Raw genomic sequence first — 13,775 nt, 5'->3', positions numbered from 1 at the left:
CGAGTAGCTTTCGAGTAGCTTTTCGAGCTGGTTCTAGGGGCGGGTCTGGCCGGTACCCTGCAGCACCCACTTGGTAGACGTCAGCTCCGGCAAAGCCATTGGGCCGCGCGCATGCAGCTTCTGGGTAGAGATGCCGATCTCGGCGCCCATGCCGTAGACCTCACCGTCAGTAAAAGCAGTGGAGGCGTTGAGCATGACCGCTGCAGCATCTACCTCATTGGCAAAAGACAGCAGCACGTCGGCGTCCTGAGCCGCAATGGCTTCGGTGTGGCCGGTGGTGTACTCAGCAATGTGTGCGATGGCGCCATCGACACCGTCGACCACCTTGGCGCAGATATCCATGGACAGGAATTCCTCGCGCCATTCTTCGTCGGTGGCCTCCACGGCGTCCTTGACTCCGAAGGCTTCGAGCTCCTTGACATCACCGTGGATGGTGACCCCGGCTTCCTGGAGGGAGGTGATGATGCGGAGCTTCGAGGCGTCGTCCAGCGCGGCGTCGATCAGCACGCCCTCCGTGGCATTGCAGACGGACGTGCGGCGGGTCTTGCCGTTGACCACCATGTCGATTGCCTTGTCCAGGTCAGCCGAAGCGTCGACGTAAAAGTGACAATTGCCGGTGCCCGTCTCAATGGCAGGGACGGTGGCGTTTTCCACCACGGCGTTAATAAGGCGTGCGCCGCCGCGCGGGATGACCAGGTCCACCAAACCACGGGCGGTGATGAGATCCTGCACGGAATCATGGGTCTCACAGGGCAGAAGCTGCACGCCTTCGCGCGGCAGATCGAACTCCACGAGGGTGTCCTGGAGGAGCTCCACGAGCTTGGCGTTGGAGTTCTTCGCGGACTTGGAACCGCGCAGCAGCGGCACGTTTCCGGACTTCAGGGCCAAGCCGAAGGCATCGACGGTGACGTTCGGGCGGGCCTCGTAGACCATACCCATCACGCCGAGCGGCACACGGACCTGCTTCATCTGGATTCCGTTATCCATGGTGCGGCCCTGCAGGATCTCCCCTACCGGGTCTTGGAGGGAGGCCACTTGGCGCAAGCCGCCGGCAATGCCCTCGATGCGGGCGGCGTCCAGCGACAGGCGGTCGATGAGGGACTCGGACATGCCGTTATCGCGGCCGGCCTCGATATCAAGCTGGTTGGCAGCAAGGATGTCCTCGGTGTGCGCAATCAGATTCTCAGCGGCGCGGTGGAGGATTTCATTCTTGCGCGGGGTGGGCAGCTGCGCGAACTGTGGCGCCACCGCCTTGGCGGCGCGGGCTTTGGACAGAACTTCTTCACGTTCGGTGTTGCTCATGCCATACCAGCGTACGGAAGGTCTGCCCGCTTGTCAGGAATTTTGTGCAGCTATAGGCGCGGATCGGCCTTTAGTTAGGCCTCGAGCTCGCGGCGGCGCTCAGCTGCGGCACGCAGGCGCTCGGCGCGCTTTTTCTCTTCCCCTTCGGTGAGCTCATCGAAGAGCTCTTCATCCGACTCGCTGAACTTCAACACCCCGCGCGCAGCCCAGGAAGCGAAGAATGCAATGACGGGAGAGATCCAGAAATAGCTCCAGTCAAAGACGAAGAGGCCCAGGAAGAGCGCGATCATCGCCACCGACCAGATGACGGAATCCACTATCTGCACCTTGCGTCCGCGGGCGAGCATGTCCTCCAGCTCCGCCTCGTGGCGGGTGGCGGGTGCTGTGGCGCTGGGGGTGGAAAGCTCTGGCAGGTCCGCAAAGAGCTTTTCGACGTCCCCGCGCGTGCGCGCCGCGGCAGCCTCGCCGGTGCGCTGCTCAAATTCATCGGGGTCTAACGTGCCGTTGACAAAGTGCTGGCTCAACTGCTCCAAGGCCGCGGAACGCTCGGCATCGCCGACTCGGATTTCGGGATTCTCCATTAATAGCCAGCTTTCGGATCAACCAGGGTGGGCAGCCGCTCCCCCGCTGCGAAGGCCTCGGCCACCTTGATAGTATGCGCGCCGATCTTCTCGCGCACGGAGCGCTGCGTATTAGCAATGTGCGGGGTAATAACCACGCGCTTATCCTGCCACAGCGGGTGATCCTCCGGCAGCGGCTCAGGGTCGGTGACGTCGAGTGCCGCACCCGCGATCTCGCCTGCCTCCAGCGCCGCAACGAGGTCCTCGGTCTTGATGAGCGGGCCGCGGCCCACGTTGACCACCACGGCATGCTCCGGCATCTGCTGGAAAGCTTCCGCATCCACCATATGGCGGGTCTCCGGGGTCAGCGGCGCGATGAGAACGAAGTAATCCGCCTTCGGCCAGACCTTGTCCACCTGGGAAATCGGGTAGGTCTCCTCTGCTCCCTCCACCGGGTTGCCGGAGCGGTTGACCGCGATGATGCGCGGCCCAAAACCGGAGAGCATGCTGATCAGGCGCTTGCCAATACCACCGGCACCAATAATGGCCACCGTCTTGTCGTCGTAGAGGTAGGAAGTGTGTGCCTCCATCTCAGCATAGGAACCAAACGTGCCATTAACGCGGCGATGCGCATGCAGCTGCGCCAACAGCAGCGCGATGGTGGATTCTGCCACCGTGTTGTCATAGACGCCGGCGGCATTCGACCACGGAACCGAAGTGCCCTTCATCGCATCCAAGACGTGATCCACGCCCGCCGAGGGAATCTGCACGAAACCGATGTTCTCCGGCAGCGGATCCGGGAAATCAGTGCCGTTGCCGGTGTAAATGAGGAAAGAGGCCTCATCAAGCGGAGCGCGCTCAAACCCTGCGGCATCGAGCACCTCGATGGTTTCCTCCCAGGGGTGAGGTTCGATGGCGTACTTCATGAACGTCCTCCTTTGTTAGTATCCGGCGTCCGGGTCGACGCGCGTGGGCATTTCCTCGCCGCGCTCCCACGCGGCAGCGTTGGCATTGAAGATAGCACCCAAGTGGTACTGGGCCACGTGATCCGAGGCCGCCATGTGCGGCGTCAGCGTGGCATTGGGCAAATCATAAAGCGGGTGGCCATCCGGAAGCGGCTCCGGGTCCATGACCTCCAGGCCTGCGCCGGCAATCTCGCCCGTGCGCAGTGCGTCCACGAGATCATCGGTCACCACCGTGCTGCCGCGGCCGACATTGATAAACACCGCCGAGGGCTTCATGGCGCGGAACACAGCGGCATCAAAGAGAGCCTCCGTAGCGGCCGTCGCCGGCAGGATACTCACCACGAAATCCGCTTCGCCCCATACCTCAGCAACGCGCTCAATCGGCAGTGTTACGTCCGCGCCGTCCACCGGGCGGCCTGAGCGGTTCACCGCGGTGATATGCGCGCCAAAGGGCGCAAGGTAGGCCATGAGCTGCGTGCCGATTCCTCCCGCACCCACGATGAGCACGCGTGTTGGCCCCTGTTGGTCATAGAGCCAGGCTTGGGATTCATCAAGCTCGCGCGCCACCGACCACGACTTTGCCAGGGCGAAAGCCTTGTGGTGGTGCGCTTGGGAGAGCATCAACCCCAGCGCGGATTCCGCCACGGGCTTGGCAAAAGCGCCGGCGGAATTGCACCACGGCAGGCCATCGCGCCGGATGAGCCCGGCATCGATATGGCGGTTGACCCCGGTGAAGCAGTATTGCACCCACTGGATATTCTCCGGAATCTCCGGGGTCTGCGCTGGATCCGAGGCGGTGTTCACAAAGACCTCCGCCTGCTCCAAACTCTCAACGCGCTCGTGCCCGGCAGCATCGATATCTGCCACGGTTGCTGCCCACACATCGGGCCCCATGAAATAACGCATTAAATTCGGGACGCGAAGTTGGACAGGTAATCGGCGTGGACAACGGGGCGGCGCATATCCTCCGGCAGCTCCTCGGTGTGCTTGCCCAGCAGGTTGCGCAGCGTGACGGAGTCATAGCCCACCTCACCGCGGCCAATAATCTGGCCCTTGGGGCCCATAATGTCCACGATCTCGCCGGCGCTGAACTCACCCTTGATATCCGTGATGCCCACGGCCAACAGGGAGTTTCCGCCGCGAACCACGGCCTCCATGGCGCCCTCGTCGAGGCGCAGGGAGCCGCCGGTATCCGCGCAGTAGAGTGCCCAGAACTTCCACGCGGACAGGCGGCGCTCCTCGCGGGTGTGGAAGACGGTGCCTACGGAGGCGTCGTCAAGCGCCTGCCCAATATTGTCCGCCGAGGTCAACAGCACAGGGATGCCGCCGCGCGTGGCCAGGCGAGCAGCAGAGACCTTCGTGGCCATGCCGCCGGTGCCCACCTTGCCGCCGTCGCCAGCAACAACCGCCTTGAGGTCCTTACCGGTGCGCACCTCCTCCACGAACTTGGCATCGGGCTCCGCGGGGTTCTTGTCGTAGAGACCGTCCACGTCGGAGAAGAGGAAGAGGGCATCCGCGCCAACCAAATTGGCCACAAGCGCGGACAGGCGGTCGTTATCGCCGAAATGCATCTCGGACGTCGCGACGGTGTCATTCTCATTAACGATCGGCACCGTGCGCAACTGACGCAAGCGATCAATGGTGCGCTGAGCGTTGCGGGCGCGATCGCGCTTGCCGACGTCCGACGCGGTCAACAGCACCTGCCCGATGGTGCGGTTATAGCGGGCAAAGGACACGCCCCACTCGTAGGCGAGGTGGACCTGGCCCACCGCGGCAGCAGCCTGCTTAGTGGCCAAATCGGTGGGGCGGGTGGTCAAACCCAACGGGCCCATGCCCGCGGCCACCGCACCGGAGGAGACGATGATGATGTCCGAGACATTCATGCGGGCGCAGACGGCATCGACGATCTTGTCGATCTTCTCGGTGGAGGTCACAAAGTCATCGCGGGTGAGCGACGAGGAGCCGATCTTGATGACGATGCGCTTAGCTTTGGAGATCTCCTCACGCAGGGGTGAGGAGAAACCGCTGGATTTTTCCGACAGCGTAGTCGTCTCCGGATAATCCATATCCGGGGTTGGTCCCTCGAAGGGTTCGAGGGGAAGCGGATAGTCGAGCTGGTTGTCGTTTTCGGATGACATACCGGCTCAGTATACCGGGCTAGCCTTGCCAGCGATCGCGGTTTGCGGACTCGCGCGTGACCTCACCATCGGTGCCATAGTCAAACTCGTCGACGAGACCACGGCGCGCCTGGGAGGCGCGCTTGCGCTCGGCAGCGGAGACACGCTCGGTGCTCATGAGGCGGCCATCCTGTCCGCGGCCAGCATCGGTAGCACGGCCACCGGCCATGGGCTCGTACTCAAAGGTGATATCCCCGATGGTCACCGGGCAGCCTTCCTGCGCGCCTTGGCGGTGCAGCTCGTCTTCAACACCAGCCTTGGCCAGGCGGTCCGCGAGGTAGCCCACGGCCTCGTCGTTTTCGAAGTCGGTCTGGCGAATCCAGCGGTCGATCTTCTCGCCCTCAACGATGAAGCCGCCCTCCACCTCGGGGTCCGGGGTGACGGTGAAGTCGGCGAACCGGCCCTTCTTTTTCTTGCCTACGGACTTGGGCTGAATGATGGTGTGGTTCTTGTCCGCAGCGACCTTGGGCTGGGCCTTGCGGTGCTCGTTGACCATCTCCATGAGCTTGTACTTGAGTGGGTCAAGCCCCTTCCGGGCGACTGCGGAAATGATGAAGACCGGCCAGCCGTACTTTTCCTCGAGGTCGCCCTTGACAAATTCAGCTAGCTCTTCGGCCTCAGGAACGTCAGCCTTGTTGAGGATGATGACGCGCGGGCGCTCGCGCAGATCACCCAGGCCAGTGTCCTGCTCCAGCAGCTCTTGGTACTTGGCCAGCTCGGTTTCGAGGGCCTCGATATCCGAGAGCGGATCGCGGCCCGGCTCAATGGAGGCGGTGTCCACGACGTGTGCGAGCACCGCGGTGCGCTCGATATGACGCAAGAAGTCGAGGCCCAAACCTTTACCCTCGGCGGCCCCGGGGATTAGGCCCGGAACATCCGCCATGGTGAAGGACTCATGGCCCATATCCACCACGCCGAGGTTGGGCTGGAGGGTGGTGAAAGGATAATCACCGATCTTCGGCTTGGCGGCCGAAAGGACCGAAATGAGCGATGACTTGCCTGCGGAAGGGAATCCGACGAGGCCGACGTCTGCCATGGACTTCAGCTCCAGAATGAGATCGCGCGCCTCGCCCGGTTCTCCCTGCAGCGCAAAGCCCGGAGCCTTGCGGGCTGCGGAGGCCAGTGCGGCGTTGCCGAGTCCGCCGAATCCCCCCTCCGCGGCCACGAAGCGGGTTCCCGGGACCGTGAGGTCCGCGAGCATCTCCCCGTCCTCGGCGTAAACTACGGTGCCCGCCGGTACCTCGAGAATGAGATCCTTGCCGCGCGCACCGTTGCGCATATCGCCAGCACCATTGCCGCCGCGCTCAGACTTGATGTGCGGGCGGTAGTGGAAGTCCATCAGTGTGTGGATTTGGGTTGAGACCTCCAGCAGGATGTCTCCGCCGTGGCCGCCGTTGCCGCCATCGGGCCCGCCGAGCGGCTTGAACTTTTCGCGGTGGACGGAGGCGCAGCCGTGTCCGCCGTCGCCTGCCTGTAGGTGCAAGACCACTCGGTCAATGAATCGTGCCATGCCCGCTAGTCTAACGGTTCCTTGCATGCCGTCCTAGTTGGCCACCGGCGTGAACCCGACGCTAGTGTCCTCTCAGTTTCCTCCGCGCAGCTAGGCCGCACCAGCTGGCGTGAAAACGACAAAATCCCGAGCGGATGCTCGGGATTAAGCCATTAAGCTCTTAGGCAGTTGCTTCTGCAGCAGCCTCTTCAGCCGGAACAATGTTGACCAGACGACGGCCACGCTTGACACCGAACTCAACAGAGCCTGCAGCGAGAGCGAACAGGGTATCGTCGCCGCCGCGACCAACGTTCTCACCCGGGTGGAACTTGGTGCCGCGCTGACGCACGATGATCTCGCCGGCCTTAACCTGCTGACCACCGAAGCGCTTGACACCGAGACGCTTGGACTCGGAATCGCGACCGTTGCTGGAGCTGGAAGCACCCTTCTTAGTTGCCATGTGGTTTCCCTCCTTCAGGGATGAATTACAGCCGGTTAAGGCTTACTTGATACCGGTAATCTTCAGCGTGGTCACCGGCTGACGGTGACCAATGCGACGCTTGTAACCAGTCTTGTTCTTGTACTTGAGGATGTCGATCTTCGGGCCCTTGCCCTGCTCGACAATTTCAGCGGAGACGGAGACCTTCTCCAGGTCTGCAGCCTTCGACTTGACGGTTGCGCCATCGACGAGCAGAACCGGGGTGAGAGCAACGGAGGAACCCGGCTCACCCTCGATCTTCTCGACCTTGACGAGGTCACCTTCAGCAACCTTGTACTGCTTTCCGCCGGTCTTGACGATCGCGTACATAGAGGGCTACCCCTTATCTAAACTCGGCTCGCTAGCAGCTGGGTGGCGCCGCTAGCGAATGGACATTGGACAATTGCGTTCAGATCATAAGCCGCGAGAGACGCGCGAAAACCGCGTTCGTCCCATCCAGCGCATTCATGGTCTAAACAGCGACTGTCAAAGACTACCCCGTGAGGGGGCGAAAAGGCAAAACGCCTTTTCTAGCGCGACCTGCGCCGTGTTACACGACGCCTCCCGCGCCCGCCCCTGCTTCTTGTCGACGCCGTAGTCCGTACGGAGGCCTCGCGCTCCTTAGCGTCGCTTCCCTGTCCGCGTTCATTCGATGCCGGGGTGGGCTGACGCTGCGACATCTTGCGCACCACCCGACGACGACCGCGACCACGGGTGGAGCGCACGCCCGTTGTCTCGCCCGACTCCGCGTTCTTTCGCTCAGCCTTATCCTGCTTCTTGGGGGTAGCCAGCTGGGCTTCCTTGGCCGGCGTCTCCTCCTGCACGAAGTCTTCGCGCTTCGGGCGAATATCCGAGCGGGAATTTCCGCGCGTGCGGCGCTTGCGGCGCGGCGAGTTCTCGAAGGCGGCGACGGCCTCCTCGTAGGTCTGCTCCGAGCACTGGGCGGAAGATTCTTCCGCTTCGGCCTGCTTGTTCTGCGCTTCCTGCTTAGAAGCCGAGTCTTCGCTCGTATCCGCACGCTGCGGCTCCCGGAAAGTACGCGTTGCCCGGCGCGACTTGCGCGAGCGCTTCTGCTTTGACTTCGGCTTCGAACGCTTCGCTTCCAGGTTTTCCGCTACGGCATAGCCAATGGAGGCACTATCTGGCGTATCCGTGTCATCCTCATCGACAACGACCACGCTAGCCACGAGCTCTTCGAGTGAGGATTCCTCGTCGCGCGCCGCTTCTTCGCTATCAGTTTGGGAAACCTCGTGCTCAGATGGTGCGTCTTCGTCATGGCGGTGCATGCGGACGGCTGCCGGGTGCTTCTTCGGATCGCGCTGCGGTGCGCGACGCTCCTTACGAGTCCGGCGCTGCGGCTTCGAGTTTTCTTCCTCAGTGTCCTCATCAACCGGGTAGTCGTGGATGATAATTCCGCGGCCATGGCAGGCCTCGCACTCGGTGGAGAAGGTCTCGATGAGGCCGGTTCCCACGCGCTTGCGCGTCATCTGTACTAGGCCCAGTGAGGTGACCTCGGAAACCTGGTGGCGGGTGCGGTCGCGGCCCAATGCTTCCTTGAGTCGGCGCAGCACGAGGTCTTGGTTTTCCGGCAGGACCATATCGATGAAGTCCACGACGATCATTCCGCCGATATCGCGCAGGCGCATCTGGCGCACGATCTCCTCGGCTGCTTCAAGGTTATTGCGCGTCACCGTCTCCTCGAGGTTGCCGCCGGAGCCGGTGAACTTGCCCGTGTTGACGTCAATGACCGTCATGGCCTCCGTGCGATCGATGACGAGCGTGCCGCCCGAGGGCAGCCACACCTTGCGGCCCAGAGCCTTCTGCAGCTGCTCATCGATGCGGTAGGCGTTAAAAGCATCCTCGCCATCGTGCTCGCGCGCGTCATAGCGCACGACGCGATCGGCCAGGTCGTGTGCCATCGAGTCCACGTAGGCGCTGACCGTGTTGTAGGAACGCTTACCGTCCACCACCAAGGTACTGAAGTCTTCATTGAAGAGGTCACGCACCACCTTGATGAGCAGATCTGGCTCTTCATACAGGGTGACGGGCTTGGCGCCCTTCGTTGCCTTTTCGTGTGCGGCGCGGGCGCTGATGTCCTCCCACAGCGAGTGCAGGCGGTTGACGTCGGAAGCGATGTCCTCCTCCGACACGTTTTCCGCGGCCGTGCGGATGATGGCACCGCCATCTCCCGGGATGACGCGCTCCAGGATTCCCTTGAGGCGCTTGCGCTCCGGTGCCGGCAGCTTGCGGGAGATTCCCGCGCTGCGCCCGCCCGGAACGTACACCAGGAAGCGACCGGCCAGGGAAATCTGGGTGGTCAAACGTGCGCCCTTATGACCGATGGGGTCCTTGGCCACCTGGACCAGCACCTGATCACCGGACTTCAACGCGTTTTCTACCTTGCGGCTGCGCCCACCAATCCCCAAGGCACGCCAGTCGATGTCGCCCGCATACAGCACGCCGTTTCGGCCTTGTCCGATATCCACGAAGGCCGCCTCCATCGAAGGCAAGACATTCTGCACACGGCCCAAGTAGATATTGCCTATCTGGGATGGGTGCGTTTCGGTCGTGACGAAGTGCTCTACCAAAAGGTCGTCTTCGAGCACGCCCACCTGCGTGATGACGCCCGCGCCGTCGGTGCGCTGCTTATCGCGCACCACCATAGTGCGCTCGACCGATTCGCGGCGCGCCAGGAACTCCGCTTGGGAGACAATGTGCTGGCGCTCCCGACCTTTCTCCCGCAGCTCCGCGCGGCGACGGCGCTGTGCCTCGATGCGGGTTGAGCCTTTAATCGCCTTCGGTTCTTCGATGTGCTCGACTTCCTCACGGGCGGACCCACGGCCTTCTGCCCCGCGGCCACGGGAGGTGCCGCGGCTGCCGCGCCGACGACCCCGCGGCTGGCTTACCGGCGCTGCATCCTCCTCGGATTCCTCCTCGTGCTCTTCTGGCTTCTGACGCTTGGACAGCGGCGTGATCTTCGGCGCCATGAAGACTGGCGCAAAGTCGTACACGTCCGGGTCTTCTTCAGCCATCGGGGTAATCAGTGGGGTGAGGTCGTCCCCCTCGTCGCTTTCACCGGCCTCGGCGAGCGCCTCGTGCAGCATTTCAGCATCGACCTTGTCGACGATCTGCGAAATCTCGTTATCAACGTTCTTACGCACGCGCTCGCGCAGCTTCTCCTCTTCCTCGCTCAGCTGCTCCGGTTGCGCGGCCTGCTCAGCATCCTGCGCCAGCGCGGCTTCCTGGGACTCCCCCGCGCTGTCCGGTTGCGCAGCAGACTCTTCCGGTGCGGGTTCCTTTGTCTGTGTCTGCTCCTTCGACTCAGCCTTCTTGCCTGCCTTGCTCACGCGTTTGACCGCGCGCTTGGCGCGCTTCTTCTTGACGGTCTTCGTGGGCTTATCCTCTGCCGAAACCTCCGGCTGGTCGGCGTCCTCGGCCGCGACCTGGTTGTCCTCGGTTGCGGCCTGCTCGGGGGCTTCGGTTGCGGGTACGAGGGCGTCGATAAGCTGGCCCACCTCTTCCGGTGTCAGCGAAGACTGTGCGGACTTCTTAATTCCCATATGTGCGAACTGAGCCACCAGCTCCTTGGAGGCCACGCCCACCTGCTTAGCCAGGGCATAGAGGCGGGTTTTGGGGGCGAGCGCCTCGCGGTCGATCCCCGCTACCGCCGCGGCCAACGTCGATTCACTACGTGCTTCTTCTGTTTTCTTCTTGGATGCCATCAGTGGCTAATCTCCTGACGTCTGCTCACCCCGGGCGCAGGTTGCCGCCACACGGTAGTGAGTCTTTGAAAAATTCTCTTCGTCTTTATTAAGTTGTCAGCGCCTTCCATTCTGGCACAGAGCTCGACCGAGGCTCACATGTTAGTATCGCCGCTATGTCCGACAGCGCGCCCACGAACACACCGGCAGAACGGAAATTACCTAAACAGGCGCCACGCACCGTGGCGCAGGCGCGCGCCCGCAACGAGATTGCGCTGCGGGATATCATCACAGTTGCTGTACCGGCGGGCATCGCCTCCGGCCTTCGCGTCGTCGATTTTCCTTTCCCTTATGCGGTCCCTGTCTATGCGGTGCTCATCATGGTGATGCTCTACGGCGCCATCCGCATCATTCGCAGCAAGCCAAAGTTCGTTCAAGCTGCGCAAGAAGAGTACCGGGCGGGCGATTACCCTCTTCTCGCCTACTTTCTACCGGTGCTTGCTATCTTCTCCCCTCTCATCACTGAGGGAATTAAGTCCACCGGGATTATCGGCGATATCTCACCCAACCCCATCCTTATCGCCGCTGGACTTACTGCCTTCTCCATCCCCGCGTTCATCTTCGGCGGCCGCGCCTTCGGCACGACCTCTTTTCGCGTTGGCAAGCGCCGCATCGAGGCCATCACCGAACAAGGAAGCCTCGAAGGCGTCACTCAAGCGAGCATCACCGCAGTAGAAACTCACCCGGAAGTCCTCAGCGGGCTGGTCGCCGCCGGTGCAGTCACTGGCAATACCACCTCCATCTCTGAGCTGGGGCGGCTGATCGGCTACGAGGAGGGGCTCGAAGAAGAACTCCGTGAACTCGAAGCGGCCGGCGTGGTGAAGCTGCCTGGTCTCATCAAGTGGAGTGGTGAGCGGACCTTTAACATCACTCTGACCGAAGCAGGCGTGCGCAGCATGGACGCCGCACGCACGCGCTAGCGCGGAAGAGTGGCATCTCCCGGGAAGAGTTTCGGGCCAATCCACAGCATGAAATAAACCAGACCAACGAGGACTGGAATCTCAACAAGGGGACCAATCGTTCCGGCAAGGGCTTGAGCAGACATCGCTCCGAAGGTGCCGATGGATACTGCAATGGCTAGTTCAAAGTTATTTCCTGCTGCAGTAAACGCCACGCTGGCAGACTGCGCGTAATTCATGCCAACGGCCTTTGCTACGCCCAGCGACAGCACAAACATGCCCACGAAGTAGATAACCAGCGGCACGGCCACGCGCACTACCGTTGCTGGCTGCTCCACAATGTGCTCGCCCTGCAGGGAAAAGAGCAACACAATTGTGTACAACAGACCAATCATGGCCAGGGGCGATACGGCTGGGAGGAAGCGGTTCTCAAACCATTCCCGTCCTTTTACCTTTTCGCCCCACACGCGAGACAGCGCACCCAACAGGAACGGTATGCCCAAGAAGACAAGTACGGACTTAACAATGGCCCAGAAGGAAAAGTCAGCGCTCGTCGTGTCCAGGCCCAGCCATCCGGGGAGAACGCGAAGGTAGAACCAGCCCAGAACACCAAACATAGCGACCTGGAAGATGGAGTTCAGGGCGACAAGCACAGCCGTTGCCTCGCGGTCAGCGCACGAGAGGTCCGACCACACAAGCACCATGGCAATACAGCGCGCAAGCCCCACAATGATGAGGCCGGTCCGCAGCTCCGACTGGTCCGCCAAGAACAGCCACGCCAGAGTAAACATAAACGCCGGCCCCACCAGCCAGTTGAGGACGAGCGATACTGCCATGAGGCGGCCATCCGTGGCAATTTCCTTGGTCTTCTCGTAGCGAACCTTGGCCAAGGGTGGGTACATCATGACGAGGAGGCCAATGGCGATCGGGATGGAAATCCCGCCGACTTCAACGGCGCCCAAGGCTTGGCCAATCCCGGGAATGAGGTGGCCAATGAGCAGTCCGGCGGCCATCGCCAGAATGATCCACACGGGTAGAAACCGATCAAGAAAAGACAACGTCGGGCGCTGCGGCACAGCCATGTCTCCCCCTCCTTCAACGTTGAACAGAGCACGATACAAACATGCAATGTACAGCACGTATTGATATGCGTCAATATAACGTAGGGCGCAAGAATAACCCCTATACTGATCGCATGGCTTCCTCTTCCACGCCCGAGACCAGCGCGCGCGGCACTGAGTGTTGCTCCTTAAGCACGGGCCCGCTCAACGACGCCGAGGCGAGGCATTTTTCGCAGCAATTCAAAGTGCTGGCAGACCCAGCACGCCTGCGTCTTTTGTCCATCCTGTGCGATGAAGGCTGTGGACCCATGAGCGTCACGGAACTCACCGAGCTCACTGCGCTGAGCCAGCCCACGGTCTCCCACCACCTAGCGCGCCTGCGGGAGGCCGGCTTGCTATCGAAGCAGCAACGCGGCCGCACCGTCACCCACCAGGTGCACAAAGACGCCTTTATGGCATTGCGCACGCTGCTCTCGTTCGACTAAGCCGCGCCCAGATTATCTGCACTCGAGCACACAGGACGGGTTCGGGCTAAGGGCCAGAAATGACAAAAGCCCGAGCAGTTCATTCATCTTTGTGAACTGCTCGGGCTTTATTGCGCGCTAGGCGCGGTGAACTTCTTTAGAGGTTCGGGAACCAGATGGAGATCTCACGCTCAGCGGACTCCGGGGAATCGGAACCGTGGACGACGTTCTCGCCAACGGTCAGAGCGAAGTCACCGCGGATGGTGCCCGGGGTGGCCTTCTCCACCGGGTGGGTGCCACCGGCCAGCTGACGCCATGCGGCGATAGCGGACTCGCCCTCGACGATGCCAGCAACCAACGGTGCAGAGGTGATGAAGTCAACGAGCTCGCCGAAGAAAGGCTTGTCCTCGTGCTCGGCGTAGTGCTTCTTAGCGGTCTCCTCGTCGGCGACGCGCAGATCCATGGCGACGAGCTTCAGGCCCTTGCGCTCGATGCGAGAGATGATCTCGCCCACGTGGCCGTTCTTGACGCCATCCGGCTTGATGAGAATGAGTGTACGTTCAGTCATAGGGCACATAGTACAGAACAGGTGCTCCCGCGTCCTGACAGTGGGGCTAAT

13 protein-coding genes are annotated in these 13,775 nt (G+C 61.9%); 2 read left to right on the top strand and 11 right to left on the bottom strand.

Translation table 11 applies throughout. From position 1 onward, the window contains the following. Positions 1-33: 33 nt before the first annotated feature. The 9 genes from HMPREF2996_RS07855 to HMPREF2996_RS07815 all read right to left on the bottom strand — a co-directional run bounded on the left by HMPREF2996_RS07855 (position 34) and on the right by HMPREF2996_RS07815 (position 10,693). Complete coding sequence (locus HMPREF2996_RS07855; RefSeq protein WP_070719557.1) at positions 34-1,302, bottom strand: glutamate-5-semialdehyde dehydrogenase; 1,269 nt, start codon at positions 1,300-1,302, stop codon at positions 34-36. A gap of 74 nt (positions 1,303-1,376) precedes the next feature. Continuing rightward, positions 1,377-1,883: a DUF1707 SHOCT-like domain-containing protein gene (locus HMPREF2996_RS07850; protein WP_070447852.1), complete on the bottom strand. Its 507-nt coding sequence runs from the start codon at positions 1,881-1,883 to the stop codon at positions 1,377-1,379. After that, the gene (locus HMPREF2996_RS07845; protein ID WP_070447849.1) at positions 1,883-2,788 is read right to left on the bottom strand and encodes a D-isomer specific 2-hydroxyacid dehydrogenase family protein; all 906 of its coding nucleotides are present in this window, start codon (positions 2,786-2,788) and stop codon (positions 1,883-1,885) included. The genes HMPREF2996_RS07850 and HMPREF2996_RS07845 overlap by 1 nt, the downstream gene beginning before the upstream one ends. 15 nt (positions 2,789-2,803) lie before the next feature. After that, the gene (locus HMPREF2996_RS07840) at positions 2,804-3,733 is read right to left on the bottom strand and encodes a D-isomer specific 2-hydroxyacid dehydrogenase family protein (RefSeq protein ID WP_070719556.1); all 930 of its coding nucleotides are present in this window, start codon (positions 3,731-3,733) and stop codon (positions 2,804-2,806) included. Then, complete coding sequence (proB, locus tag HMPREF2996_RS07835) at positions 3,733-4,893, bottom strand: glutamate 5-kinase (RefSeq protein ID WP_246821823.1); 1,161 nt, start codon at positions 4,891-4,893, stop codon at positions 3,733-3,735. The genes HMPREF2996_RS07840 and proB overlap by 1 nt, the downstream gene beginning before the upstream one ends. Before the next feature lie 91 nt (positions 4,894-4,984). Continuing rightward, complete coding sequence (obgE, locus tag HMPREF2996_RS07830) at positions 4,985-6,514, bottom strand: GTPase ObgE (protein ID WP_070719555.1); 1,530 nt, start codon at positions 6,512-6,514, stop codon at positions 4,985-4,987. A 160-nt stretch (positions 6,515-6,674) separates the two neighbouring features. Further along, positions 6,675-6,953 carry a 50S ribosomal protein L27 gene (rpmA, locus tag HMPREF2996_RS07825; protein WP_070447838.1) on the bottom strand — a complete coding sequence of 93 codons (279 nt, stop codon included), beginning with the start codon at positions 6,951-6,953 and terminating at the stop codon, positions 6,675-6,677. 42 nt (positions 6,954-6,995) lie between these two features. Continuing rightward, positions 6,996-7,301 (bottom strand): 50S ribosomal protein L21, encoded by a 306-nt coding sequence (gene rplU / locus HMPREF2996_RS07820; RefSeq protein WP_070447835.1) that lies wholly within the window; start codon positions 7,299-7,301, stop codon positions 6,996-6,998. A gap of 200 nt (positions 7,302-7,501) precedes the next feature. After that, a complete protein-coding gene (locus HMPREF2996_RS07815; RefSeq protein ID WP_070730858.1) occupies positions 7,502-10,693 on the bottom strand; it encodes a translation initiation factor IF-2 N-terminal domain-containing protein in 3,192 nt (1,063 codons plus the stop codon). 155 nt (positions 10,694-10,848) lie between these two features. Between HMPREF2996_RS07815 and HMPREF2996_RS07810 the strand changes: the two genes are divergently transcribed. After that, the gene (locus HMPREF2996_RS07810; protein WP_070730856.1) at positions 10,849-11,652 is read left to right on the top strand and encodes a hypothetical protein; all 804 of its coding nucleotides are present in this window, start codon (positions 10,849-10,851) and stop codon (positions 11,650-11,652) included. Here the strand turns inward: HMPREF2996_RS07810 and arsB are convergent. Then, the gene (arsB, locus tag HMPREF2996_RS07805) at positions 11,649-12,713 is read right to left on the bottom strand and encodes an ACR3 family arsenite efflux transporter (protein ID WP_070711117.1); all 1,065 of its coding nucleotides are present in this window, start codon (positions 12,711-12,713) and stop codon (positions 11,649-11,651) included. The genes HMPREF2996_RS07810 and arsB overlap by 4 nt on opposite strands. Positions 12,714-12,826: 113 nt before the next feature. On the opposite strand from arsB, the gene HMPREF2996_RS07800 reads away from it, so the two are divergent. Beyond that, positions 12,827-13,177 carry an ArsR/SmtB family transcription factor gene (locus HMPREF2996_RS07800; RefSeq protein WP_070447901.1) on the top strand — a complete coding sequence of 117 codons (351 nt, stop codon included), beginning with the start codon at positions 12,827-12,829 and terminating at the stop codon, positions 13,175-13,177. A 136-nt stretch (positions 13,178-13,313) separates the two neighbouring features. Here the strand turns inward: HMPREF2996_RS07800 and ndk are convergent, their stop codons facing one another. Beyond that, a complete protein-coding gene (gene ndk / locus HMPREF2996_RS07795) occupies positions 13,314-13,724 on the bottom strand; it encodes a nucleoside-diphosphate kinase (RefSeq protein WP_039676402.1) in 411 nt (136 codons plus the stop codon). Positions 13,725-13,775 lie beyond the last annotated feature (51 nt).

Source organism: Corynebacterium sp. HMSC066C02, from assembly GCF_001814945.1.
In the GTDB taxonomy this organism is placed as follows: Bacteria; Actinomycetota; Actinomycetes; order Mycobacteriales; family Mycobacteriaceae; genus Corynebacterium; species Corynebacterium aurimucosum.
Note: the sequence above shows the minus strand (reverse complement) of the source record. Positions and strands in the feature narration are given on the sequence as shown.

Excerpts from the sequence above, each read along its gene's own strand:
- HMPREF2996_RS07855 (WP_070719557.1), bottom strand. The coding sequence starts at position 1,302 with ATGAGCAACACCGAACGTGAAGAAGTTCTGTCCAAAGCCCGCGCCGCC.
- HMPREF2996_RS07850 (WP_070447852.1), bottom strand. The coding sequence starts at position 1,883 with ATGGAGAATCCCGAAATCCGAGTCGGCGATGCCGAGCGTTCCGCGGCC.
- HMPREF2996_RS07845 (WP_070447849.1), bottom strand. The coding sequence starts at position 2,788 with ATGAAGTACGCCATCGAACCTCACCCCTGGGAGGAAACCATCGAGGTG.
- HMPREF2996_RS07840 (WP_070719556.1), bottom strand. The coding sequence starts at position 3,733 with ATGCGTTATTTCATGGGGCCCGATGTGTGGGCAGCAACCGTGGCAGAT.
- proB (WP_246821823.1), bottom strand. The coding sequence starts at position 4,893 with ATGGATTATCCGGAGACGACTACGCTGTCGGAAAAATCCAGCGGTTTC.
- obgE (WP_070719555.1), bottom strand. The coding sequence starts at position 6,514 with ATGGCACGATTCATTGACCGAGTGGTCTTGCACCTACAGGCAGGCGAC.
- rpmA (WP_070447838.1), bottom strand. The coding sequence starts at position 6,953 with ATGGCAACTAAGAAGGGTGCTTCCAGCTCCAGCAACGGTCGCGATTCC.
- rplU (WP_070447835.1), bottom strand. The coding sequence starts at position 7,301 with ATGTACGCGATCGTCAAGACCGGCGGAAAGCAGTACAAGGTTGCTGAA.
- HMPREF2996_RS07815 (WP_070730858.1), bottom strand. The coding sequence starts at position 10,693 with ATGGCATCCAAGAAGAAAACAGAAGAAGCACGTAGTGAATCGACGTTG.
- HMPREF2996_RS07810 (WP_070730856.1), top strand. The coding sequence starts at position 10,849 with ATGTCCGACAGCGCGCCCACGAACACACCGGCAGAACGGAAATTACCT.
- arsB (WP_070711117.1), bottom strand. The coding sequence starts at position 12,713 with ATGGCTGTGCCGCAGCGCCCGACGTTGTCTTTTCTTGATCGGTTTCTA.
- HMPREF2996_RS07800 (WP_070447901.1), top strand. The coding sequence starts at position 12,827 with ATGGCTTCCTCTTCCACGCCCGAGACCAGCGCGCGCGGCACTGAGTGT.
- ndk (WP_039676402.1), bottom strand. The coding sequence starts at position 13,724 with ATGACTGAACGTACACTCATTCTCATCAAGCCGGATGGCGTCAAGAAC.